Genomic DNA, 21,568 nt, shown 5'->3' on the forward strand with positions numbered 1-21,568 from the left:
AACCCGTGGGGGAGGTCGTCGCGTCGCCGCTACACGCGCGAAGCCAGGCGCACGGCGTCGACCAGGGTGTCGGCCACCGGCACGCCCACCGCGCGCAGCCGCTCGGGGTCGGTGAAGCCGCCGGTGTAGAGCACGCAACGGGCACCGACCGAGGCCGCCGCGTCGGCGTCGTCGATCGAGTCGCCTATCAGCACCGTGGATGGGCCGTCGACGCCGAGCTCGGCGAGGTGGCGGGCGAGGTGCTCGGCCTTGAGGTCGCCGCCGAGCGTGCCGCGCAGCCCGTCGATGCGGGCCAGCGACGCGGTGAGCCCGCGCCGCTGGACCTCGGGCACCAGCTCGTGGTGGAACCACATGGAGAGCAGCGACTGTGTGCCGATCCAGTTGGCCATGGCGATCTGCGCGTCGGCCGCGAGCGCGCAGGTGGTCAACCCGAGCCGGTAGGCGTCATGGAAGGTCTTGTCGAGCCGGCCGAACTCGCCCTCCTCCAGCGCCCGCCCCAGCACCTCGGCGTAGAAGCCGGCGACCGGGCGCCGGAACGCGCGGCGGTGCGCCTCGACGGTCAGTGGTGGCGCGGCGACACTCGCGAACGCCACGTTGGTCGAGGAGACGACCAGGGGCAGATCGTCGAGGAGTGTGCCATTCCAATCCCACACCAGGTGCTTGCTCGCCACCCGGAGACTGTACTTCGCGACCCCGACAGGCTCATTTCGGTTTCGTGAGGTCGCGGAGAAGTCGCTCCTCCTCGACCCGCCAGTAGCCGTGCTCCTTGCCGTCGAGCAGGGTCACCGGCACGCGGTCGCCGTACTCCGCCTCGAGCTCGCGGTCGGCCGAAACGTCGACCTCCACCCACCGCTCGCCGGTGGCGGCCGAGATCCGCTCGATCGCCTCCTTGGCGACGTCGCAGAGGTGGCAGCCGGGCCGCGTGATCAGCGTCAGCCGGGCGTCAGTCATGGATCGCCTCCGAGCGCAGCAGCGTCTTGCGCACCTTGCCGGTCGGCGAGTGCGGCAGCGAGGACACGAACTCGACCTCGGTCGGGCACTTGAAGCGGGCCAGGTTGCGCTCGCAGTGCCGCCGCAACTCGGCCACCGTCAGATCGCTGTCCGGCTCGCGCACCACGTACGCCTTCACGGTCTGCCCGGTCTGCGGATGTGGCGCGCCGAGCACCGCCGCCTCGACCACGCCGGGGCACGCCTGGATCACCAACTCCACCTCGTGAGGGTAGACGTTGAAGCCGCTCACCAGGATCAGCTCACCCAGCCGGTCGACCAGGAAGAGATCGCCGTCGGCGTCCGCGTAGGCCACGTCGCCGGTGGCCCACCAGCCCTCCGCACCGGGGCCGTCGCGCCCGTCGGGCCAGTATCCGGAGAAGAGGTTGGCGCCGCGCACCACGATCTCGCCCGGGTCGGTGCCCGGCGACTCCAGCTCGACCAGCAGCTCGTCTTCGGTGTCCGGGTCGACCGTGCCGTCGCGCCAGATGTCACTGCCGTCTGCCGCCACCAGCCGCAGCTCCACGCCCGGGATCGGCTTTCCGATCGAGCCGGTCTTCGGCCCGCTGGTGCCGCGGGTCAGCACCGGGCCCGGTGGCGCGCTCGCCAACTCGCCCGCCGGCACGGCACTGAGCAGCGTCGAGGTCAGCACCGGCGCGGTCTCGGTCAGCCCGTACCCGACGAAGACCTGACCTCCCGTCGCCTCGCTGAACCGCGCCGCGGTGGCCGGCCCCAGCGGCGCCGCGCCGCACACCGCCAGGCGCACCGAGCGGAACGCGCCGCCCAGGTCGGGGCTGGCCGCCCAGCCCACGTACATCGAGGGGACGCCGACCACCGCGGTGACGCCACAGCGCGCGATGATCTCGAGTGTGGACGCCGGCTCGAAGCGCTCCACCAGCACGCCCCGCGCGCCGTGGAACGCGACCGCGCCGAGCCCGGAGTTGAGCCCGTACGCGTGGAAGAGCGGCACCGCCAGCAGCAGCACGTCGTCGGGGCCGACCACCGAGGGCACGCGCGCGACCTGCACGTGGTTGGCGATCAGCGCGCGGTGGGAGAGCATCGCGCCCTTCGGGCTCCCCTCGGTGCCCGAGGTGTAGAGCAGCACGGCCAGGTCGTCACCGCCGGCACCGCCGGCCGCCGGCGGGCCATCGAGGTCCGACAGATCCACGTGTACGGACGAGAGCGCTGGCAGCTCGCCGCGGATCTCGCCGATCGCCTCGCCCACCTGCTCGGTGCAGACCAGCGCGGTGGCGGCCGAGTCGGCGAGCACGTGACGCAGCTCGCGAGCGGTGTACTCCGGATTGACCGGCACCGCGGCCAGCCCGGCGCGAAGCGTGGCGAAGAAGGCGACCGCGAAGTCAGGAGTGTTGGGCAGCGCGATCGCCACACGGGCCGGATGTGCCCCGGTGCCGGGGGCCGTCACCGCTGCCCCGGCGAGCGAAGCGAGGCCGCCGGCAACCGCGTCGACGCGGGCGTCCAGCTGCCCCCAGGTCACGATCTCGTCCCGCCAGACCAGCGCCGGACGGTCGGCTCCTGCCCGCGCAGCGCGCCGCACGTAGTCGGTCAGGTTGTGGGCAGTTTCATCGACGGCGCCTGGTTGCTGCACGTCCACAGGGTAGTGTGACGCCGCTTACTTCGGTGTCGCTTGATGTTGAGTTTGTGCCCACCTGGGGCGACTGCCGCAGATCTGGCCACTGGAGACATCGTCGACCCCCTTACGGCGTGTCGCACCCCGCGTCACCCGAATGGGGTCGCCGTTACTCCTGTCGGGTCTCCGACGCCGCACACGGTGTGCGACAGATTCGCCCACGATCGGTAAATAATTCGGCTCTGTGTAACGGACTCCGCACACGTGGGTGATGTTGGCCCTATTATCTCTGGGTCGGCTCACCCCTTTTGCCGTGAGTCGACACCCCTCACCCCGAGGAGGCCGCTGTGCCCGATAACGCACCGCACCAGCACCTCAAGGGTGTGTGTCGCCTGATGGCGCTACCTGTCCCGCTGGCAGGGGACCGCGCCAGACCCGACACATGCCCGATGATGACGCTGCGCGGGGTTACGGAGGAGTGGCAGTGACGGCCTACACGTACCAGGAGCTGTACGCGCAGATCGCACTCGCGGACGGCCTGCGGATGCTGCGCCTCGCCATGAACGACATGGGCACCAGGCACTCCCGCAACCGGACACCGCACATCAACGAGACGCCTGGCCGTCACGTACCGGGGTCCAACGCCAAGCCGGTCGGCGGTCGTGTGGTGGCTCCGGGGCGCCCCTCGATGCCGGCCCAGCCCGCTCCGGGACACAACCCCGCCGACCCGGGCACGCGCTCCGGCGGCGACACCGACACCGCCGTCCTGCCCGTCGTCGAGACCGGCCCGTCCGGGGGCAGCGCGCCACCGACCAGGTTCCCCAACCGCCCCGACCCGACCGACGCGGCCGCCGAGGTGTGGGCGCTGGTCGAGCGGGCGCAGGCTGGCGAGGCCGAGGCGTTCGGGCTGATCTACGACCGCTACGTCGACACCGTCTTCCGCTTCGTCTACTTCCGGGTCGGCAACCGCCAGCTCGCCGAAGACCTCACCTCCGACACCTTCCTGCGGGCGCTCAAGCGCATCGGCAGCTTCACCTGGCAGGGTCGCGACCTCGGCGCCTGGCTGGTCACCATCGCCCGCAACCTGGTCGCCGACCACTTCAAGTCGGGCCGCTACCGCCTTGAGGTCACCACCGGCGACGTGCTCGACGCCGACCGCGAAGACCGCGGGCCCGAGGGGAGCCCCGAGGCCGCCGTCGTCGACCACATCACCAACGTCGCGCTGCTCACCGCCGTCAAGCAGCTCAACCCCGAGCAGCAGGAGTGCATCGTGCTCCGCTTCCTGCAAGGCTTCTCGGTCGCCGAGACCGCCCAGGCGATGGGGAAGAACGAAGGGGCGATCAAAGCCCTCCAGTACCGCGCGGTACGCGCACTCGCCCGGCTCCTGCCGGACGGGTTCCAACCGTGACGATCCTCACTCTTCGTAATTGTGCTTCGCGCCCACCCGTAACCGGTCGTGCCCAGCCACCGTTTGTATGGGTGCGACCGGCGGTGGCGCAGAGATCCCCCCTGGCCCGACCTGCGATATCCGCTGCCGTCGCACCGGTTGGCGACGACGCTGACCGCCCAGCCGTGACCAGCGAAGGGAGGTGCCCGCGGTGACAACTAACGTCTTCTACCGCCGGCGCGCCGAGCGCTTCGCGCAGCTCCTCGACGAGGCCAGCGGCGGTCGCCGGCACCACGTACGCGACCGCGCCGACGAGGAGCTCGCCGAGCTCATCGCGGTCAGCGACCACCTGATCGCCGTAAAGCCACAGGTCGAGATCGACCCTGACTTCCGCACCGGGCTCCGGGCGATGCTCGTCGCCAAGGCCGAGCGCGACGGGATCGGCGCGACCGCGGTCGACGACCCGAAGCCCGACTTCGCCGCCCAGACCCGCCCGCGGTTCGCCGGCCGCCGAATCCGCGCCCGCGGTGCCGTGATCGTCGGTGTGGCGGTCGGCGCGATCGCCGTCTCCGGCATGTCGGCGGCCAGCGAAAACGCGATGCCCGGCGACGCTCTGTACGGGGTCAAGCGCTCCACCGAGCGGGCCCAGCTCGCGCTCGCCAGTTCTGACGTGACCCGCGGCCAGCTCTTCCTCGACTTCGCCCGCACGCGGCTCGCCGAGGCGGGCGCGGTGCGCAGCGACAGCGCCGGCTTCGCCCGCGTGCTCGACGACATGGACCGCGATACCCGCGAGGGCGCGAAGCTGCTGCACAGCGCGGCTGTCCAGCGACGCGACGCGACCCCGCTGGACGCGGTCGACACGTTCGTGACCGGGCAGCGCCAGCAGATCACCAAGATGCTCGACCGGCTCCCGGGCGCCGACCGCGAACGGGCCGTGGAGTCCCTGACGGCGCTCGACCAGGTGAGCCAGCGTGCCAAGGCGCTCCGCACGACGCTCGACTGCGGCGACGCGGCGACCGTCGGCGCCGACGTGCTCGGCCCCAAGCCGGGCGCCTGCTGGTCGGCTCCGCAGGGACGCTCTGGTCCGGGCACGGGCACCGAGACCCCGCAGCGCGAGGACAGCAAGCCGGCGCCGGAGCGTACGGAGGGCACCAGCCCGACCACGCCGGCCGGTGGCACCGGTGCGACCCCGTCGCCCGGCGTCACTCCGTCGCCGGACGGCTCGGAGCCGGCTGACCAGCCCGCGCCGACCCCGTCCAGCACCGGTGGCGGCGGCCTGCTCGACGGCCTGGGGCGCATCCTCGGTGACCTGCTCGGCTGACCTCCCGGAGGCTTCGTCGACGCCCGCAGGCTCGCCTGCGGGCTCGTCGTTGAGGGGTGATTCAGGGCCTTGTTGGCTACCCTCCCTAGGAAGGAGCCAGAGGGAGGTCCACGCGTGGCGCGCACCCGCAGGGTCGGCGGAAAGTCCAAGAAGGTGACTGTCAGCACCGACGCCTACGGCCACACCGCGGGCTGGGCCGCCACCGACCTGGAGGCGGCCCTCGCATTGCCGCCTGACAGCGAGGCCGCGGCGTTCTTCGACGTCGACAACACGATGATGCAGGGCGCCTCGATCTACTGGTTCGCCCGCGGGCTCGCCGCCCGTAAATACCTGACCACCGGCGACCTCGCCCGGTTCGCCTGGCAGCAGGCCCGGTTCCGGCTGCTGGCCCGGGAGCACGCGGGCGACATGTCCCGGGCCAAGGCGACCGCGCTGGCGTTCGTCGAGGGCTGGCGCGTCGAAGACATGGAACGACTCAGCGAAGAGATCTTCGACGAGCTGATGTCCGAGCGGATCTGGGCCGGCACGCGGGCGCTCGCCCAGCTCCACCTCGACGCCGGCCAGCGTGTGTGGCTGGTCAGCGCGGCGCCGGTCGAGCTGGGCCGGGTCATCGCCGAGCGGCTGGGGCTCACCGGCGCGGTCGGCACGGTCGCCGAGGTGGAGGACGGGGCGTACACCGGGCGGCTGGTCGGCGACCTCATGCACGGGCCGGCGAAGGCCGACGCGATCCACCAGCTCGCCAAGGTCGAAGGGCTCGACCTGGCGAAATGTACCGCCTACAGCGATTCGTCCAACGACATTCCGATGCTGTCGATGGTGGGCAGCGCCGTGGCGGTCAATCCTGACAGCGCGTTGCTGGCCGAGGCGCGGGAGCGGGGCTGGGAGATCCGCGACTTCCGCACCGGGCGCAAGGCCGCCAAGATCGCCCTGCCCACGACCGCCGCCACCGCGCTGCTCGTCGGCGTGGTGGCCGCCGGGATGGCGATTCGCCGGCGCAGGTCTCGCCGGTGACGCTCACCGCCGGGCGACCGGTGGTGCCCGCGCCCCGTTCCGGCCGGCCCCCGAGGCCCGGCGGGCGGCAGATCGTCGGGCTGGCCGGTCTCGGCGTCGCGCTGGCGGCCACCGCCACGCTGCTCGTCCTGTCGCCCGAGACCAGGCAGCCCGCCGGGCCGGCCGCACCGCCTACGGTCGCCGAGGTGTGGCCCGACGCCGAGCGCGCCGACATCCCCGGTGGACTGGCGGACGGTCCCCTCTACAGCCCGGTCTACTTCCTCGACGCGCAGACCTCGCTCGGCATCGCGCCCGGCCCCGACGGCACCACGCAGCGGCTGGTGATCCGCGCGGCCGACGGTGCCGTACGCGAGCTGCGCCGCCTCCGCGCCGACACGACCCCGCAGTTCGGCGGCTTCGTACGCGCCGGCGACGAGGTGGCCTGGGCGGAGTCGGTGAGCGGCGACGACGGCATGGCCAGTACGCAGATGTGGATCGCCAACGTCGTGACCGGCGGCGCGCCCCGCCTCCTCACCGGCGACACGGGCGACGTGGTCCTCTTCAACTCGCAGTACGACATGGTGATCGCGGGCGGCCGCCTGCACTGGGTCTCGGTCTCCCCGGAAGACGAGACGGCGACCGAGGTGCGCTCGGTGTCGCTGGCCGGCGGGCCGGTGAGCGTACGCGACGAGCCCGGCGCCTGGGCCCTTTCCGCCTGGCCGTGGCTGGTCAGCGCGGGCAGCGGGCAGACCGGCCCGGTCCAGCTGCGCAACCTCGAAAGCGGCCAGGTCACCACCGTCGAGGCGGCCGAGAGCGAGCTGGCCACCTGCGGACCCGCCTGGTGCCGCGTGCTCGTACTCGCCGGTGACGCCCCCTCCCGGATCGATCTCATGCGCCCCGACGGCGGCGACCGGCAGCGGGTCGCGGGCGGAGCGGCGACCGCCTCGATCATCGACGTGGCGGTACTCGACCGGTTCGAGGTGCTCTCTCAGAGCAGCGGCGACCAGAGCGCCCCGATCAGCCCGCAGCAACTGCTGCTCTACGACCTCCGCGAGAAGCAGGTGGTCGTGGTGGCCGACGGGGTCGGCGTGGTGCAGGCCCGGGGCGGCGTGCTGTGGTGGTCGACCGGCGACAACGAGACGACCACCTGGCACACCCTCGACCTGCGAACGCTCGAGTAGCGCTATCGCCCGAAGGGGTCGGGGCGCTTTTCCAGGAGGCGGTGCAGGCTCTGCTGGATCGTCTCGCGCACCTGGTCGGCGAGGTTGAAGATGACCATCGGGTCGTCGGCGTGCTCGACCAGGTCGGCGGTGGAGATCGGCGGGCAGAACTCGATCAGCCACTTGCTCGGCAGCGGCACCAGGCCCAGCGGCCCCAGCCAGGGAAACGTCGGCGTGAGCGGGAAGTACGGCAGCTTGAGCAGGCGGGCCAGCGGCTTGAGGTCGCCCAGGATCGGATAGATCTCCTCGGCGCCCACGATCGCCACCGGCACGATCGGGGTGCCGGTGCGCAGCGCCGCCGAGACGAAGCCGCCCCGACCGAAGCGCTGGAGCTTGTAGCGGTCGCGGTAGTGCTTGCCGACGCCCTTGAACCCCTCGGGGAAGACGCCGACCAGCTCGCCGCCGCGGAGCAGCCGTTCGGCGTCGGGGTTGCAGGCGACCGTACCGCCTGACTTGCGGGTCAGCTCGGAGAGCACCGGCACGCGGAAGACCAGGTCGGCGCCGAGCAGCCGCAGGTGGCGCGCCTTCGGATGCCCGTCGTGTACGGCCACCGAGAGCATCAGCGCGTCCATCGCCACGGTGCCGGAGTGGTTGCCGACGATCAGGCCGGCGCCGTCGTCGGGCAGGTGCTCCAGACCGAACACCTCGGTGCGGAACCAGTCGCGGTAGAGGCGGCGCAGGATCGGATAGAAGACCTGGTCGGTCAGCTCCGGGTCGAAGCCGAACTCGTCGACTTCGTACTGCCCGGAGAGGCGGCGGCGCAGGAAGGAGAGGGCCGACGCGACCCGCTGGTCCCACGGATCGCCGGGCCAGTCCTCGACATCCGGGTCGCTCATGACTCTTCTCTCGCGGCGACGGCGCGGGCTCGGCGGATGCCCTCCAGGATGGCCCGCTCGGTGGTCGCCAACTGGTCGGCGGTCACCACCGCCCGGTCGGCGTGCCTGCGGATGAAGTCGTCGAACGCGGCGGCGGTCGTACGCGGCTCGAAGCCGTACTCCTCGATGAGCCTGGTGGTGTCGACCACGCGGCCGTGCACGAAGAGGTCGAGCTGGTCGAGGCCGTAGCGCCCCAGCCGCAGCCCGCCGGCGAGCGTGGCGGCGGCGGAGAGGCCGGGCTCGAAGACCGGCATCGCGAGGCGCCCCGCCCGCCGGATCGCCTGGGAGAGCGCGAGCACGCCGGCACCGGCCACGTTGTAGGTGCCCGGATGGTCTTCCACCACCGAACGGTGCAGCACCTCCAGCGCGTCGTCGACGTGCAGGAACTGGAGGCGGGGATCGCGGCCGAGCACGGTGGGGACGATCGGCTGGGCGAAGTAGCGGGTCAGCGTGGTGTCGGCCGTCGAACCGATGAACGGCGCGAAACGGAGCACCGTGGCGCTGACGTCGGGCCGCCGGCGGCGGAAGCCGCGCAGGTAGCCCTCGACGTCGAGGATGTCTTTGGCGAAGCCGCCCCGCGGCACCTGGCGGGGCTCGGTGTCCTCAGTGAAGACGGCGGGGTCGCGAAACGAGGCCCCATATGCCGCCGTGGAGGAGCGCATCACGAGCTTGCGCAGGTGAGGTGCCTGCTGGCAGGCGGCGAGGAGCTGCATCGTCCCGATGACGTTGTGCTCCTTCATCACCGCCCGGCCGCCCGGCTCGGGCGACGTGACCAGCGCCAGGTGCACCACGACCTCGGCGTCTAGCTCGGCCACCACGGTGGGGGCCGAGCCAGCGTCGGCGCGCACGTGCTCGACGCCCCCGAGCATCTCCTGAAGCTCGGGGGCGGGCTCGTTGGGGTCGAGACCCACCACGCGGCCGACGCGATCGTCGGCGGCGAGGCGGGCGGCGACGTGCGCGCCGAGATGCCGGCTGATGCCGGTCACCACGACGACGCCCAAGGCGGCAGTCACCGCCACCTCACGTTTCGATGCTCGCCCGGCGTGAGACCGGAACGAGGCTACTTACCGAGACGACGACGCTGGACGCGGGTCTTGCGCAGCAGCTTGCGGTGCTTCTTCTTAGCCATGCGCTTGCGGCGCTTCTTGACGACCGAGCCCATACGAAAGCCTTCCCGTTGCGATTCCTCGGCTACAGCCGGTCACCAACCGGCGACCAATCTGGACAGCGGACCGGAGCCGCCTGGTGGGCGCCGACGCCCGTCGGACTCACGGTCGCCCACCAGGGTAGCCCCTGTTACGCCGACTCCTGGAACGCCCCCCGAAGGTATTCGTGCACCGCGTGCTCCGGGACCCGGAAAGACCGGCCGACCCGGACCGCTGTCAACTCGCCGGAGTGCACCAGCCGGTAAACGGTCATCTTCGAGACCCGCATCAGTGTCGCCACCTCCGCGACGGTCAGGAACTTGACCTCCGACAGTCTGCTCTCGGACTGTGGTGATCCTGCCATGGCTCACCAGCCCCATCCCATCCCCGGCGCGTGCCGCCGGGCGGATGCGCCGCGGCGGGCAACGCGCGTGTAACTAGTACGGTACCGGGACGGCTGTGACCCACGCGATCCCTTCAGCCAGATGATCATGATCAGTCAAGTCGCCACTCCGGGCGATTAGCATATTTCCCCCCAAGGGGGCATATCGTACCTTTGCCTGCGGCCCCCTACCGGAGCGTCGCCCCCGGCCAGCGGGCCGGCAACGCTCACTCGGCGCGGAGCGCGACCACGGGGGCGAGGCGGAGGAACCGCACGCCCACCGGTGGCTGCCAGCACGCCCAGGACGTCCTTGAGCAGCCTCCCCGCCCCATCGAGAGGACGAAGACCCTCGCGGGACCACGCGCTCACAGTGTCCACATCGGACAGTGGGTGCGGGAGACGGTGTCGCGCTGGACGGCGGTGAGGTCGACCCGGCCGCCCAGCCCGCGGCCCGCCCGTCAGCCGGCGGCGCTCCGGACGTACGCCACGCAGTCGTCGTGCAGCGCCTGCCATGGCTCGCCGAAGACCTCCTTCGACGCTTCCTCGGGCGTCTTCCGCTCGTGCACCACCGCCCGGAAGAAGGCCAGCATCGCCTGCTCCCCGTAGCGGTCGACCAGGTGCCGTATGGCGAGGTAGCCCACCCCGTACGCGGCGCTGACCTGCCAGTCGGTCGCCCGCTCCCCCGGCTCGGCCCCGCTCAGCGGCCCGTTCCAGCCGTCCGACACCAGCCGGCGTACGTCGGGGAGGCTCTCGTACCGGCTGACCGGCCGCCCGCCCGCCGCGGCCAGGTCGGCGATGCCCTCGACAAGCCACCAGTTGTCGCCGGTGCGGTAGCCACCGCCGGGCAGCGAGGCGGCGTGCGTCATCTCGTGCCGCAACAGGTCGTCGAGGACGCTGCTGTGCAGGTCTGTCCCGTTGAGTACGACGTCGAATCGGCCGCCCCCGACCGGCACCGCGTATCCGGCGGTCCACGACGGCCGGTCCCCGCCGTACCAGCGGCGCCACTCCGCCGCGCCCGCATAGAAGATCTGGTAGTAGCGGGGCGGCGTGCCGTCGACGGCGTACCGGTCGGCGACCTCGGCCGCCCGCTCGGCCTCGCGCAGCACCTCGGCGAGGCGCGACTTCTGCCCGGCGGTGGTGGCGACCACCGCCCGCTTGCCCACCGCCACGACGAGATCGCTCGCCTCCCACGGCCGCGGCCCGTCCTGCCCGGATATCGACGGTGCGAGGGCCAGCATGCGCAGGACCCCGGCGCGGTCGACCCAGGTGGTATCGATCGAGACCGGGCCCACCGCGCAGCCGGGGTCGACGAAGCAGTGCTCGTACGTGACCGCGACCCGCCACCGCGACCCCACGCGGTCCGGGATGTCGGTGATCCGTACCTGCCAGGTGGTGACCTTGAGCGCGCGCAACGACCGGAACTGCCGCCGCAGCGCGTTCACCGCCTCCGAATTCGGCTCGGCGACCGCCAGAAAGCCCCGCTCGTCGCCGCGGAGCAGCGCCCCCGCCTGCTGGGTCAGCGCCTCGGCGATCCGCTCGCGGAGCCAGAGCTGGGTCACCTGCTCCGGGTCGCCCGGCTCGGGGCTGCGGATCGGCACCGGGCTGGCGCTCGCCGCGGCGCCCGGACCAGGTTCGCGGAGGGTGACGACGACGAGCAGCGGAGCGGCGCACGACAGCACCAGGGCGACCACCCCGAGCCCCAGCCAGAGTGGCCACCGGCGTGGTGCGGGCGCCTCCGTCACACGCGGAGACTAGCTCAGCCCTTGCGGCTCAGCGCTTTGAGGAAGAACCCGACGTTGGCCGGGCGCTCGGCCAGCCTGCGCATGAGGTACGGGTACCACTGCGTGCCGTATGGAACGTAGACACGCACCGTGTATCCCTCGGCCGCCAGGCGCGCCTGCTCCTCCGGGCGCACGCCGTAGAGCAGTTGAAACTCGAACTCGTCCGGCGACCGGTCGAACCACCGCGCCCGATCCTCCCCGATCGCGATCAACCGGGGGTCGTGCGTGGCGAGCATCGGGTAGCCCTCGCCGGACATGAGGATGTTGAGGCACCGCACGTACGACTTGTCGACGTCCAGAGTGGACTGATACGCCACCGACTCGGGCTCCTTGTACGCCCCCTTGCACAGCCGCACCCGCGAGCCCGACGTCGCCAGCTCCCGGCAGTCGGCCTCGGTGCGCCGCAGGTATGCCTGGAGCACCGCCCCGGTGCTGGGGAAGTCGGTGCGCAGCTTTGTCAGGATGTCCAAAGTGGAGTCAGTGGTCGTGTGATCTTCGGCGTCGAGGGTCACCGTCGTGCCGGCCTCGGAGGCGGCCACGCAGATCGCCCGCGCCCCGTCGTACGCCAACTGCTCGTCGAACTTCTGACCCAGCGCGGAGAGCTTGACGCTCACCTCGGCGGCGGGGGTCAGCTCGGCGTCACGGAGCGCGCCCAGCAGCGACACGTACGCCTCGCGGGTCGCGACCGCCTGCTCAGGTGTCTCGGTGTCCTCACCCAGCACGTCGAGGCTCACCGACAGACCGTCGGTGACCAGCTCGCTGGTGGCCCCGAGCGCGTCGTCGGACGTGGTGCCGGCGACGAATCGGCGCACGACACCGCGGGTGAGCGGCGCCGTCTCGACGAGCCGCTCCATCCGGGAGGACCGGGAAGCGGCGAGGATGACCGATCGCAGCATGAGGCGAGCGTAACGCTCGCCACCCGGTGTGGCCCGGTTACCGTCCGGCACAACGTGACGCGCCACAAAGGGCCCAAGTCGTCTACGGTTGTCGGGTGAACTTCGACGCGTACGCCAGGACCGCCGTTGACCTTGTCAACGCGTCGCTGGACGACCTCGACGGCCTCCGGGGCCTCTTCAGTGAGGAACATTCCTGGATGGGTTCCGAGATCGTCGAGCGCGACCTGGCCATCTTCCGCCGGGCGCAGAAGCGCCTGCGAGATGTCTTCGAGTTCGGCACCACCGGCCGCGACAACGAGGCGGTCGCCGAGCTCAACGCGCTGCTGGAGGCCTTCCCGGTCCAGCCGCGGATCTCCGGTCACGACGCCAACGACTGGCACATGCACGTGACCAGCCGAGGCGCTTCCGTCAGTGCCGAATACCTGGCTGGCGCCGTGTGGGGCCTGGCCGTGTGGCTGTGCGAGTTCGGCAGTGCCCGCTTCGGCGTCTGCGCCGACGAGCGCTGCGGCAACGTCTACCTGGACACCTCGTCCAACAACTGCCGGCGTTTCTGCTCGGAGCGGTGCGCGACCCGCTCCCACGTCGCCGCCCACCGCGCGCGCAAGAAGGAAAAGCTGCTCACCACCGTCGGCTAGCGCGGCTCTCCCGGCGGGCGCTAGGCGGTCGCCGGGGTCGCCGTGGCCAGGTGCTGGCGGGCATACGCCAGCGACTCCCGCAGGTCTGCCTCACGGACCGCGCGGCTACTGGCCTTGCGCGTCGCCACCTCGACCGCCACCGAGCCGGTGAACCCCCGCCCGGCCAGCGACGCCAGCAGCTCGCCACAGGGCTGGTTGCCCCGGCCGGGCACCAGGTGCTCGTCGCGCCCCTCGCCGGTGCCGTCGCCCAGATGCACGTGGGCGAGCTGGGCGCCCATCGTGTCGGCCATGACCAGCGGGTCGCTGCGCGAGGCGGCGCAGTGCGACAGGTCGAGCGTGTAGGCGTCGTAGCCGGTGTCGGTGGGATCCCAACCGGGGACATAGGGGACGAACTCCCGGCCGGCCATCCGCACCGGATACATGTTTTCAACCGCGAACTTCACATCAGGGTGCTTACCTGCCAACCGCGCCAATCCGGCACCGAACGTGCGGGCGTAGTCGCGCTGCCAGGTGAACGGCGGGTGCACCACCACCGTGGGCGCGCCCAGCGTCTCGGCGAGCACGGCCGCCCGGCGCAACCGCTCCCACGGATCGGAGCTCCACACTCGCTGAGTGACCAACAGGCACGGCGCGTGCACGGAGAGCACCGGCACACCGTAGTGCGCGGCCAAGCCACGCAGAGCACCGGCGTCCTGGCTGACCGCGTCGGTCCAGACCATGACCTCGATGCCGTCGTAGCCCAGGGTGGCGGCCATCTCGAAGGCGGCCGCCGTCGGCTCGGGGAAGACGGAGGAGCTGGACAGGAGTACGGGAACCCGGAAACTCACGCTTGCCAGCGTATCGCCACGGTGGTAAATGCGCTTTGGCGCTACGCCGGCTCCAATTGGTCAAGACGGCGAAGAATGACCCCTTCGCGTAGTGCCCAGGGGCAGATGTCCACCGCGTCGATATCCAGCCGCCGCATCGTCGCCTCGGCCACCACCGCGCCGGCGAGCAGCTGGTGGGCCCTGCGGGCGCTCACACCTTCCAAACCGGACAGTTCGCTGGGAGAGATGTGGCGAATGAATCCGATCACCTGCCGGAGCCCGTCGCGGTGCAGCCGGCGGGGCGCCCACAGCCCCGCCGTCGAGGGTGCGGCACCGGCGAGGCGGGCCAGCGTACGGAACGTCTTGGAGGTGGCCACCGGGCGGTCCCAGCCCACCTCGGAGAGCTTCGTGACGGCCGGGTCGAGCATGTCTTCCACGTACTCGACCAGCTCGTCGACCCGGTGCGTGGACGGGGGCGTCGCGGTGTTGCCGTCGATGCGCAGCCGGTCGCGGGTCAGCCGGCCGGCGCCGAGCGGCAGCGACATCGCCAGGTCGGGGTCTTCGTCGATGCCGGCCGCCAACTCCAGCGAGCCGCCGCCGATGTCCATCACCAGCAGCCGCCCGGCCGACCAGCCGAACCACCGCCGTACGGCGAGGAAGGTGGCCCGCGCCTCGTCGGCGCCGGAGAGCACCTGAAGCCGTACCCCCGTCTCCTCCCGGACCCGCGCGAGCACGGCGGCGGAGTTGGTGGCGTCTCGCACCGCGGAGGTCGCGAAGGCCAGCAGGTCGTCTGTGACCAAGCGGGCCGCGGCGGTCATCGCGTCGGCGGCGGCCTTCACGAGCGCGTCCGCGCCGGACTTGGTGAGCGCGCCGTCTTCGCCGATCTGCTCGGCCAGGCGGAGTACGGCCTTCTCCGAATGGGCGGGCCAGGGATGTGCGCCGTGGTGGGCATCCACGACCAGAAGGTGCACGGTGTTGGAACCGACGTCAAGGACACCGAGGCGCATACGTCAAACCTTAAAGCCGATACGGGACGGCGGCTGCGATGTCACGCCCTCGCGACACGGCGACCAGCATCGGGAACGGGTGACACGCGCGTAAGCTGACCAGGTGGCAAGCCTGCACGTCCTCGTCGACGACCCCCAAGACCCGCGCAGCAAGGAAGTCCCGCTCGACTTCCCGCGGGAGTGGATCGAGTTTGTCGACCCGGAGGACCCCAAGCACGTCGTACGTGCCGATCTCACTTGGCTGCTGTCCCGCTGGACCTGCGTCTTCGGCAAGGCGTGCCACGGGATCATCGCCGGCCGCGCATCCGACGGATGTTGCTCGCACGGCGCGTTCTTCACCGACTCCGACGACGAAAACCGGGTCAAGGCGGCGGTCAAGCGACTGACGCCGGAGACCTGGCAGCACCACCGCCGCGGGTTTAAAAACTGGACCGAGATGGACTCGATCGACGGCCAAAACCCGGCCCGCCGCACCGCGACGCAGGGCGAAGAGGGGCCGTGCGTGTTCCTCAACGACGCCGACTTCGCCGGCGGTGGCGGGTGCGCGCTGCACGCCCAGGCGCTCCGCGACGGGGTGCATCCGCTGGAGTACAAGCCGGATGTGTGCTGGCAGCTGCCGGTGCGCCGCGAGCAGGAGTGGTCCAAGCGCCCCGACGGCACGAAGGTGCTGGTGACCACGCTGACCGAGTTTGACCGGCGGGGCTGGGGCTCAGGCGGCCACGACCTCGACTGGTGGTGCACCTCGTCGCCGGAGGCGCACGTCGGCGCCGACGCGATGTACCTGTCGTACGAGCCGGAGCTGACCGCGCTGATCGGCAAGCCGGCATACGCCAAGCTCGCCGAGCTCTGCGCGGCCAGGGCGAAGAAGGGACTGGTCGCCGAGCATCCGGCCACCACCGCGGCCGCGACGCCCGAGCCCGCGAAGCGGCAACGCTAGACCCGCGGCCTAAGGCTAGATCCGCGGCCTAAGGCTCAAACTTGTAGCCCAGGCCGCGGACCGTGACGATGTAGCGCGGCGTGCTCGGCTCGGGCTCGACCTTCGAGCGGAGGCGCTTGACGTGCACGTCGAGCGTCTTCGTGTCGCCCACGTAGTCGGCGCCCCAGACCCGGTCGATCAACTGGCCCCGCGTGAGCACTCGGCCGGCGTTGCGCAGCAGCAGCTCCAGCAGCTCAAACTCCTTGAGCGGCAGCTGCACCGCGGCTCCGGCCACGGTCACCACGTGGCGCTCGACGTCCATGCGCACCGGGCCGGCGGCCAGCGTGGGCGCGGAAAGCTCCACCGCGTCGACGCTCTGCCGGCGCAGCACCGCGCGGATGCGGGCCACGAGTTCGCGTGGTGAGTACGGCTTGGTCACGTAGTCGTCGGCCCCGATCTCCAGCCCGACGACCTTGTCGATCTCGCTGTCGCGCGCGGTCACCATGATGATCGGTACGTGAGAGCGCTGGCGCAGCTGGCGGCACACCTCGGTGCCCGACATCTCGGGCAGCATCAGGTCGAGCAGCACGATGTCCGCACCGGTCCGGTCGAACTCGGTGAGGGCGGAGGTGCCGGTCGCGGCAACCGAGACCTCGAACCCCTCCTTGCGGAGCATGTAGGAGAGGGCGTCGGAGAACGACTCCTCATCCTCGACCACGAGCACGCGGGCCAACAGACTTTCCTTCCTGTTGCTCGTCAGGCCTGTCGAAGCTCGGCCGGACCGGCCTCGATCTCAACTGACGGTGGTAGCGGTAGTACGGCGTCCGGCGGACGGGCGGGCAGCCGGATGGTGAACGTCGACCCTCCGCCCAGCCTGCTCGACACCTCCACTCGGCCACCATGGTTGGTGGCGATGTGCTTGACGATGGCCAGGCCGAGCCCCGTGCCGCCGGTCGCGCGGGACCGTGCCTGGTCGGCCCGGTAGAACCGCTCGAAGATCCGGTCGAGGTCGCTCGGTCCGATCCCGATGCCCTGGTCGGTCACCGCGATCTCAACGTACTCGTCGTCACCACGCGTGACCACGTCCACCTTCGTGTGTTCCGCCGAGTACGCGATCGCGTTCTCCACCAGGTTGGCGACGGCGGTGGCGATCTGGCTGTCGCTGCCGTACACCGTGAGTCCTCGGTCGCCGGCGACCTCGACCTCGATGTTCCGCGCGGAGGCGGCGGTGCGCGTGCGGTCGATGACCTCCGCGACCACCCAGTCGACCGCGACCGGCTCCGGGGCGGGCAGTGGCTCGGCGCCCTGCAGGCGGGTCAGCTCGAGCAGCTCGTTGACCAGGCGGCCGAGGCGAGTGCTCTCGGACTGGATGCGCTCGGCGAACCGCCGGGCGGCTGCCACGTCCTCGGCCGGGTCGGTGGTGACGCTGTCCGGGTCGGTGGCGTCGAGCAGCGCCTCCGCGAGTAGCTGGAGCGCGCCGATCGGGGTCTTCAGCTCGTGGCTGACGTTGGCCACGAAGTCACGCCGCACGCGGTCGACCCGGTGCGACTCGGTCACGTCGGCGGCCTCGACCGAGACGAAGTTGCCGCCCAGCGCGACCGCCCGCAGGTGTACGCCGAGCGGCGCCTGCGGCCCGCCCTCGCGCCCCCGGGGCAGGTCGAGCTCCACCTCGCGGCGCACGCCGGTGCGGCGCACCTGGCCGGCGAGCGTGCGCACGATCGGGTGCGCGGCGATGGTGCCGGGCTGGGGTCCGGCGCGCAGCAGGCCCATGGCCCGCGCCGCCGGGTTGACCAGGACAGGTACGTCATCCTGGTCGAGCACCACCACGCCGACCCGCAGCGCGTCGAGACTCTTGCGGCCCAGCCCGGAGACCTGCCCCTGCTGATCCTTGGCGATAGCCGGCCTCCCGTTGTCACGGACGGCTTCCTCGAAGCCCCCCGCAGCCGCGCCCTTACCCCCCGGCGGCCGACCACCGACGGAGAGAAGCGCACCACGTACCCCCGCGCGGCCACGCACGGCGAGCAACGCAGCCGCCCCGGCCACCAGGCCGATGACGCTGCCGACCACGCCGGCTCCGACCGCCCACTCCACGTCGCGATCGTAGGGTCATTGTTAACCCAACTGATTCGCAGAATAGGACAAACCTGACCCGCTTCCAATAGAGTTCACCGCTCGGCCGAGCGTCGTTCACCCCCAGGGCCAGGAGGTCGGCAAGTGTCCCCTAACATCGACGCGATGCGTGACGAGTTGCGGGCCGACCTTTTGGAGGTGGGCCGCCTCCTGGTGTCCATGGCCGAGGCGGTGCGCACGGCCATGATCCACGCGACCGGAGCCCTGCTCACCGCCGATCGCGCGGCCTGCGAGATGGTCATCGCCCGCGACGCGGAGGTCAACGAGCTGCGCCGCCAGGTCGACGAGCAGGTCTACGCGACGCTCGCCCGGCAGGCCCCGGTCGCCACCGACCTCCGGCTCGTCATCACCGGGATCCAGATCGCCGCCGACCTGGAGCGGATGGGCGACCTCGCCGAGCACGTCGCCAAGACCGCACTGCGGCGCCACCCCGCTCCCGCCGTACCGCCCGAGCTCCGCGACGTGATCGCCTCGATGGGAGCCGTGGCCGACCGGATGGCGGGCAAGGTGGGCCTGGTGCTGACCACGCAGAACGCCCCGCTCGGCGCCGAGCTGGAGACCGACGACGACGCGATGGACGAGCTGGAGCGGCAACTCTTCAGCATCCTGCTGCACCGCGACTGGCCGCACGGCGCCGAAGCCGCGATCGACGGCGCGCTGCTCGGCCGCTTCTACGAGCGATACGCCGACCACGCCGTCAACGCCGGGCGGCAGGTCGTCTACCTCGTTACGGGTGAGACGAGCGAGCCGCCCGGCGCTGGATGACGCTGGGGGCAGGGCCTAGCGGCCCTGGTTGGCGACCGCGGCCGCCGCGTCCTTCGCCGCCTCGGGGTCGAGGTAGGCACCGCCGGGCGTGACGGGGCGCAGCGAGGCGTCGAGGTCGTAGCGGAGCGGGATGCCCGTGGGGATGTTGAGCTTGGCGATCGCCTCGTCGGAGATGCCGTCGAGGTGCTTGACCACCGCCCGCAGCGAGTTGCCGTGCGCGGCCACCAGCACGGTGCGGCCGGCGAGCAGGTCCGGCACGATCGAGTCGTACCAGTACGGCAGGGAACGGTCGAGCACGTCTTTGAGGCACTCCGTGCGCGGCATCAGCTCGGGGGGGAGCGTGGCGTAGCGCGGGTCACCGGCCTGCGACCACTCGTCGTTGTCGTCGATCGGCGGGGGCGGCGTGTCGTACGACCGGCGCCAGAGCATGAACTGCTCCTCGCCGTACTGCTCGAGGGTCTGCTTCTTGTTTTTGCCCTGGAGCGCGCCATAGTGCCGCTCGTTGAGCCGCCACGAACGGCGCACGGCGATCCAGTGCCGGTCGGCGGCGTTGAGCGCCAGGTCGGCCGTGCGGATCGCGCGCCGCAGCACGCTGGTGTGCAGCACGTCGGGGAGCAGGCCGTGCTCGCGCAGCAGCTCGCCGCCGCGCCGCGCCTCAGCCTCGCCCTTGGCGGTCAGGTCGACGTCGACCCAGCCGGTGAAGAGATTCTTCGCATTCCACTCGCTCTCACCGTGCCGTAGCAGCACCAGCGTCCCCAGAGTCATGACCTCATCCTGCCACCGTGACCGCCGCCACAGGAAAATCGGGCTGCGTGGCTCCCACACACCGGACTAGCTTGTAAGGAACGGTCTGTACAGCAGCCGTTACGGGGAGGTACGGGGCGTGCGCGGCTGGTTGCGGGAGACCACGGGCGGGCTGCCCACCACCTTCTGGTACCTCTGGACCGGCACGCTGGTCAATCGCCTCGGCTCGTTCGTCATGATCTTCATGGCGATCTACCTCACCAGCGAGCGGCACTTCACCCAGACCGAGGCCGGCCTGGTGATCGGCTTCTTCGGCGCGGGCAGTGCCGTGGGCGTGACCGTCGGCGGCGTGCTGGCCGACCGCTGGGGTCGCCGCCCGACGCTCTTCGCCGCCCACCTGGGCGCCGCGGCGACGCTGCTGGTGCTGGGCTTCGCCCGCGACCGCTGGACCATCACGCTCGGCGCGCTGGTGCTCGGCTTCTTCATGGACGCGACCCGCCCCGCCTTCCAGGCGATGATGGTCGACGTCGTGCCCGAGCGCGACCGGCTGCGCGCCTTCTCGCTCAACTACTGGGCGATCAACCTGGGCTTCGCCTTCGCCGCGGTGCTCGCCGGCCTCGCCGCCCAGGCCGACTTCCTGCTGCTCTTCCTGGTCGACGCCACCACCACGCTCACCACCGCTGTGATCATCTTCGCCAAGGTGCGGGAGACCCGCCGCCCCCAGGGCTTCGCCCGCCGCCGTGACCGGAGCACGCCCGCCACCGGCCTGCACACCGTCTTCGCCGACCGCGTCTTCCTGGTCTTCCTGCTCCTCAACCTGCTCTCCGCCGTGGTCTTCCTCCAGCACATCTCGATGCTGCCGATCGCGATGGGACAGAACGGCCTCGCGCCGGCGACGTTCGGCTGGGTCATCGCCCTCAACGGGGTACTCATCGTGGCGGGCCAGCTCTTCATCCCTCGCCTCGTCCGCGGCCACGACCGCTCCCGCACGCTGGCGGTGGCCGCACTCGTCACCGGCCTGGGCTTCGGCCTGACGGCCGCGGCCGACACCGCACTGCTGTACGCCGCCACCGTCCTGATCTGGACGATGGGCGAGATGCTCACCTCGCCCTCCAACGCCACGCTGATCGCCGAGTTGTCGCCCGCCGCCACGCGCGGCCGCTACCAGGGCGTCTTCTCGCTCTCCTGGTCCGCGGCGGCATTCCTGGCCCCGACGCTGGGCGGCTACGTGATGCAGCACGCCGGCGACGCCGCGCTGTGGCTGGGCGCCGCGGGCATCTGCGCCGTGGTCGCGCTCGGCCAGGTGCTGTCCGGCCCCTCCCGCGAACGCCGCGTGGCGCGGCTGGCCGCCGCATCCAGCCCGCCGGACGCGCCGCTTCAGGACGCGCCAGCCACTCCGGCCCCGAGCGCCGCCCTCGGCGCGGTGGCCACAGAGGACAGCGAAGGGCTCAGCAAAATCACCTGAGCCGACGGCTCCGCCGGCACGGGGCGCCGCCGTCGAGCAGGTTGGCGCCGCGCCGATCCTGCCATGCTCCACTGTGGAGCAGACCGTAGAGCTGCGTGGCCAGAAGCGTTGTGCCGTCTACGATCGCGGCGTCGACCACCTGTCCCGCACCGGTGCGCTGGGCCTGCCACAGCGCCGGCCCGATGCCCAGCCGCTCGGCGACGCCCGGCCGGTAGCCCTCGACGAGCACGTCGGCGCGGGCGGCGAGCGTACGTACCAGCTCCGCCCCGCGGGAAAGCTTGAGATCGACGGCGATTGAGCGTTTTCCGCGGCCCTTGAGGTCTTCGCGGGGCGGCAGCGGCACGGCGTGCGCGCGGGGACGGTCGACGCGCACGACGGTGGCGCCCGGGTCGGCGAGCACCATGCCGGCGAAGGGAGCGGGCCCGAGCCCGGCCATCTCGATGACGGTGAGCCCGGCGAGCGGTCCGCGGACAGCCGTCCTGCGCTCGGTCATGAGCAGACTCTAAGCGCGCGGAGCGGGTCGGCCCG

The 21,568-nt window shown here is 71.5% G+C and carries 21 protein-coding genes and 2 pseudogenes; 8 read left to right on the forward strand and 15 right to left on the reverse strand.

Annotation, left to right across the window (positions count from 1 at the left end; all coding sequences use genetic code 11):
- Positions 1 to 29 precede the first annotated feature (29 nt).
- The 3 genes from ACFFIA_RS11510 to ACFFIA_RS11520 are packed head-to-tail and all read right to left on the reverse strand — an operon-like array spanning position 30 to position 2,593.
- Complete coding sequence (locus ACFFIA_RS11510) at positions 30 to 671, reverse strand: HAD family hydrolase (RefSeq protein WP_377249598.1); 642 nt, start codon at positions 669 to 671, stop codon at positions 30 to 32.
- 31 nt (positions 672 to 702) lie between these two features.
- Positions 703 to 951, reverse strand: a complete 249-nt coding sequence (locus tag ACFFIA_RS11515; RefSeq protein ID WP_377249600.1) for a glutaredoxin family protein — start codon at positions 949 to 951, stop codon at positions 703 to 705.
- Positions 944 to 2,593 (reverse strand): AMP-binding protein, encoded by a 1,650-nt coding sequence (locus tag ACFFIA_RS11520; RefSeq protein ID WP_377249603.1) that lies wholly within the window; start codon positions 2,591 to 2,593, stop codon positions 944 to 946. The genes ACFFIA_RS11515 and ACFFIA_RS11520 overlap by 8 nt, the downstream gene beginning before the upstream one ends.
- 526 nt (positions 2,594 to 3,119) lie before the next feature.
- On the opposite strand from ACFFIA_RS11520, the gene ACFFIA_RS11525 reads away from it, so the two are divergent.
- The 4 genes and pseudogenes from ACFFIA_RS11525 to ACFFIA_RS11540 all read left to right on the forward strand — a co-directional run bounded on the left by ACFFIA_RS11525 (position 3,120) and on the right by ACFFIA_RS11540 (position 7,454).
- A complete protein-coding gene (locus tag ACFFIA_RS11525) occupies positions 3,120 to 3,983 on the forward strand; it encodes an ECF subfamily RNA polymerase sigma factor, BldN family (protein WP_377249758.1) in 864 nt (287 codons plus the stop codon).
- A gap of 181 nt (positions 3,984 to 4,164) precedes the next feature.
- A pseudogene (locus ACFFIA_RS11530) lies at positions 4,165 to 5,019 on the forward strand (DUF5667 domain-containing protein); the annotation flags it as partial.
- Between the two features lie 378 nt (positions 5,020 to 5,397).
- The gene (locus ACFFIA_RS11535) at positions 5,398 to 6,294 is read left to right on the forward strand and encodes an HAD family hydrolase (RefSeq protein WP_377249606.1); all 897 of its coding nucleotides are present in this window, start codon (positions 5,398 to 5,400) and stop codon (positions 6,292 to 6,294) included.
- A complete protein-coding gene (locus ACFFIA_RS11540; protein WP_377249608.1) occupies positions 6,291 to 7,454 on the forward strand; it encodes a hypothetical protein in 1,164 nt (387 codons plus the stop codon). Before ACFFIA_RS11535 ends, ACFFIA_RS11540 begins: the two co-directional genes overlap by 4 nt.
- Positions 7,455 to 7,456: 2 nt before the next feature.
- Here ACFFIA_RS11540 and ACFFIA_RS11545 read toward each other — a convergent pair whose 3' ends face one another.
- From ACFFIA_RS11545 to ACFFIA_RS11570, 6 genes are all read right to left on the reverse strand, one after another.
- Positions 7,457 to 8,329: a lysophospholipid acyltransferase family protein gene (locus ACFFIA_RS11545; protein ID WP_377249610.1), complete on the reverse strand. Its 873-nt coding sequence runs from the start codon at positions 8,327 to 8,329 to the stop codon at positions 7,457 to 7,459.
- On the reverse strand, positions 8,326 to 9,381 hold the full coding sequence (locus ACFFIA_RS11550) for an NAD-dependent epimerase/dehydratase family protein (protein WP_377249612.1): 1,056 nt from the start codon (positions 9,379 to 9,381) through the stop codon (positions 8,326 to 8,328). Before ACFFIA_RS11550 ends, ACFFIA_RS11545 begins: the two co-directional genes overlap by 4 nt.
- A 47-nt stretch (positions 9,382 to 9,428) precedes the next feature.
- Positions 9,429 to 9,530, reverse strand: coding sequence for a 30S ribosomal protein bS22 (locus tag ACFFIA_RS11555; RefSeq protein WP_007465623.1), 102 nt, complete (start codon positions 9,528 to 9,530; stop codon positions 9,429 to 9,431).
- 134 nt (positions 9,531 to 9,664) lie between these two features.
- The gene (locus ACFFIA_RS11560) at positions 9,665 to 9,877 is read right to left on the reverse strand and encodes a helix-turn-helix domain-containing protein (protein WP_173040309.1); all 213 of its coding nucleotides are present in this window, start codon (positions 9,875 to 9,877) and stop codon (positions 9,665 to 9,667) included.
- 476 nt (positions 9,878 to 10,353) lie between these two features.
- Positions 10,354 to 11,637 carry a hypothetical protein gene (locus ACFFIA_RS11565; protein WP_377249614.1) on the reverse strand — a complete coding sequence of 428 codons (1,284 nt, stop codon included), beginning with the start codon at positions 11,635 to 11,637 and terminating at the stop codon, positions 10,354 to 10,356.
- A gap of 14 nt (positions 11,638 to 11,651) precedes the next feature.
- Positions 11,652 to 12,572, reverse strand: coding sequence for a proline dehydrogenase family protein (locus ACFFIA_RS11570; RefSeq protein ID WP_377249616.1), 921 nt, complete (start codon positions 12,570 to 12,572; stop codon positions 11,652 to 11,654).
- A gap of 95 nt (positions 12,573 to 12,667) precedes the next feature.
- Here ACFFIA_RS11570 and ACFFIA_RS11575 point away from each other — a divergent pair, with 95 nt between their 5' ends.
- Positions 12,668 to 13,207: a CGNR zinc finger domain-containing protein gene (locus tag ACFFIA_RS11575; RefSeq protein ID WP_377249619.1), complete on the forward strand. Its 540-nt coding sequence runs from the start codon at positions 12,668 to 12,670 to the stop codon at positions 13,205 to 13,207.
- A gap of 20 nt (positions 13,208 to 13,227) precedes the next feature.
- On the opposite strand, the gene ACFFIA_RS11580 is transcribed toward ACFFIA_RS11575, so the two are convergent.
- Positions 13,228 to 14,034 carry a sugar phosphate isomerase/epimerase family protein gene (locus ACFFIA_RS11580; RefSeq protein WP_377249621.1) on the reverse strand — a complete coding sequence of 269 codons (807 nt, stop codon included), beginning with the start codon at positions 14,032 to 14,034 and terminating at the stop codon, positions 13,228 to 13,230.
- A gap of 41 nt (positions 14,035 to 14,075) precedes the next feature.
- Positions 14,076 to 15,020, reverse strand: a complete 945-nt coding sequence (locus tag ACFFIA_RS11585) for a Ppx/GppA phosphatase family protein (protein ID WP_377249623.1) — start codon at positions 15,018 to 15,020, stop codon at positions 14,076 to 14,078.
- A 103-nt stretch (positions 15,021 to 15,123) separates the two neighbouring features.
- Here ACFFIA_RS11585 and ACFFIA_RS11590 point away from each other — a divergent pair, with 103 nt between their 5' ends.
- Positions 15,124 to 15,957, forward strand: coding sequence for a DUF3109 family protein (locus ACFFIA_RS11590; RefSeq protein WP_377249625.1), 834 nt, complete (start codon positions 15,124 to 15,126; stop codon positions 15,955 to 15,957).
- A 28-nt stretch (positions 15,958 to 15,985) separates the two neighbouring features.
- On the opposite strand, the gene ACFFIA_RS11595 is transcribed toward ACFFIA_RS11590, so the two are convergent.
- Together ACFFIA_RS11595 and ACFFIA_RS11600 are read right to left on the reverse strand one after the other, a co-directional pair.
- The gene (locus tag ACFFIA_RS11595) at positions 15,986 to 16,669 is read right to left on the reverse strand and encodes a response regulator (protein WP_173040329.1); all 684 of its coding nucleotides are present in this window, start codon (positions 16,667 to 16,669) and stop codon (positions 15,986 to 15,988) included.
- Between the two features lie 23 nt (positions 16,670 to 16,692).
- The gene (locus ACFFIA_RS11600; protein WP_377249628.1) at positions 16,693 to 18,027 is read right to left on the reverse strand and encodes a sensor histidine kinase; all 1,335 of its coding nucleotides are present in this window, start codon (positions 18,025 to 18,027) and stop codon (positions 16,693 to 16,695) included.
- Between the two features lie 144 nt (positions 18,028 to 18,171).
- Between ACFFIA_RS11600 and phoU the strand changes: the two genes are divergently transcribed.
- The gene (gene phoU / locus ACFFIA_RS11605; protein WP_377249631.1) at positions 18,172 to 18,831 is read left to right on the forward strand and encodes a phosphate signaling complex protein PhoU; all 660 of its coding nucleotides are present in this window, start codon (positions 18,172 to 18,174) and stop codon (positions 18,829 to 18,831) included.
- A 15-nt stretch (positions 18,832 to 18,846) separates the two neighbouring features.
- On the opposite strand, the gene ACFFIA_RS11610 is transcribed toward phoU, so the two are convergent.
- Positions 18,847 to 19,596 carry a phosphoglyceromutase gene (locus tag ACFFIA_RS11610; protein WP_377249633.1) on the reverse strand — a complete coding sequence of 250 codons (750 nt, stop codon included), beginning with the start codon at positions 19,594 to 19,596 and terminating at the stop codon, positions 18,847 to 18,849.
- Positions 19,597 to 19,714: 118 nt separating this feature from the next.
- Between ACFFIA_RS11610 and ACFFIA_RS11615 the strand changes: the two genes are divergently transcribed.
- Positions 19,715 to 21,040: an MDR family MFS transporter gene (locus ACFFIA_RS11615; protein WP_377249636.1), complete on the forward strand. Its 1,326-nt coding sequence runs from the start codon at positions 19,715 to 19,717 to the stop codon at positions 21,038 to 21,040.
- Between the two features lie 19 nt (positions 21,041 to 21,059).
- Here ACFFIA_RS11615 and ACFFIA_RS11620 read toward each other — a convergent pair.
- Positions 21,060 to 21,533: pseudogene (locus ACFFIA_RS11620) on the reverse strand (CoA transferase); the annotation flags it as partial.
- Between the last annotated feature and the right edge of the window lie 35 nt (positions 21,534 to 21,568).

The sequence above is a fragment of the Phytohabitans kaempferiae genome (genome assembly GCF_042433955.1).
Taxonomy (GTDB): domain Bacteria; phylum Actinomycetota; class Actinomycetes; order Mycobacteriales; family Micromonosporaceae; genus Phytohabitans; species Phytohabitans kaempferiae.

Coding starts and splice junctions, on each gene's coding strand:
- ACFFIA_RS11545 (WP_377249610.1), bottom strand. CDS start 8,329: ATGAGCGACCCGGATGTCGAGGACTGGCCCGGCGATCCGTGGGACCAG.
- ACFFIA_RS11515 (WP_377249600.1), bottom strand. CDS start 951: ATGACTGACGCCCGGCTGACGCTGATCACGCGGCCCGGCTGCCACCTC.
- ACFFIA_RS11610 (WP_377249633.1), bottom strand. CDS start 19,596: ATGACTCTGGGGACGCTGGTGCTGCTACGGCACGGTGAGAGCGAGTGG.
- phoU (WP_377249631.1), top strand. CDS start 18,172: ATGCGTGACGAGTTGCGGGCCGACCTTTTGGAGGTGGGCCGCCTCCTG.
- ACFFIA_RS11570 (WP_377249616.1), bottom strand. CDS start 12,572: ATGCTGCGATCGGTCATCCTCGCCGCTTCCCGGTCCTCCCGGATGGAG.
- ACFFIA_RS11525 (WP_377249758.1), top strand. CDS start 3,120: ATGCTGCGCCTCGCCATGAACGACATGGGCACCAGGCACTCCCGCAAC.
- ACFFIA_RS11555 (WP_007465623.1), bottom strand. CDS start 9,530: ATGGGCTCGGTCGTCAAGAAGCGCCGCAAGCGCATGGCTAAGAAGAAG.
- ACFFIA_RS11585 (WP_377249623.1), bottom strand. CDS start 15,020: ATGCGCCTCGGTGTCCTTGACGTCGGTTCCAACACCGTGCACCTTCTG.
- ACFFIA_RS11560 (WP_173040309.1), bottom strand. CDS start 9,877: ATGGCAGGATCACCACAGTCCGAGAGCAGACTGTCGGAGGTCAAGTTC.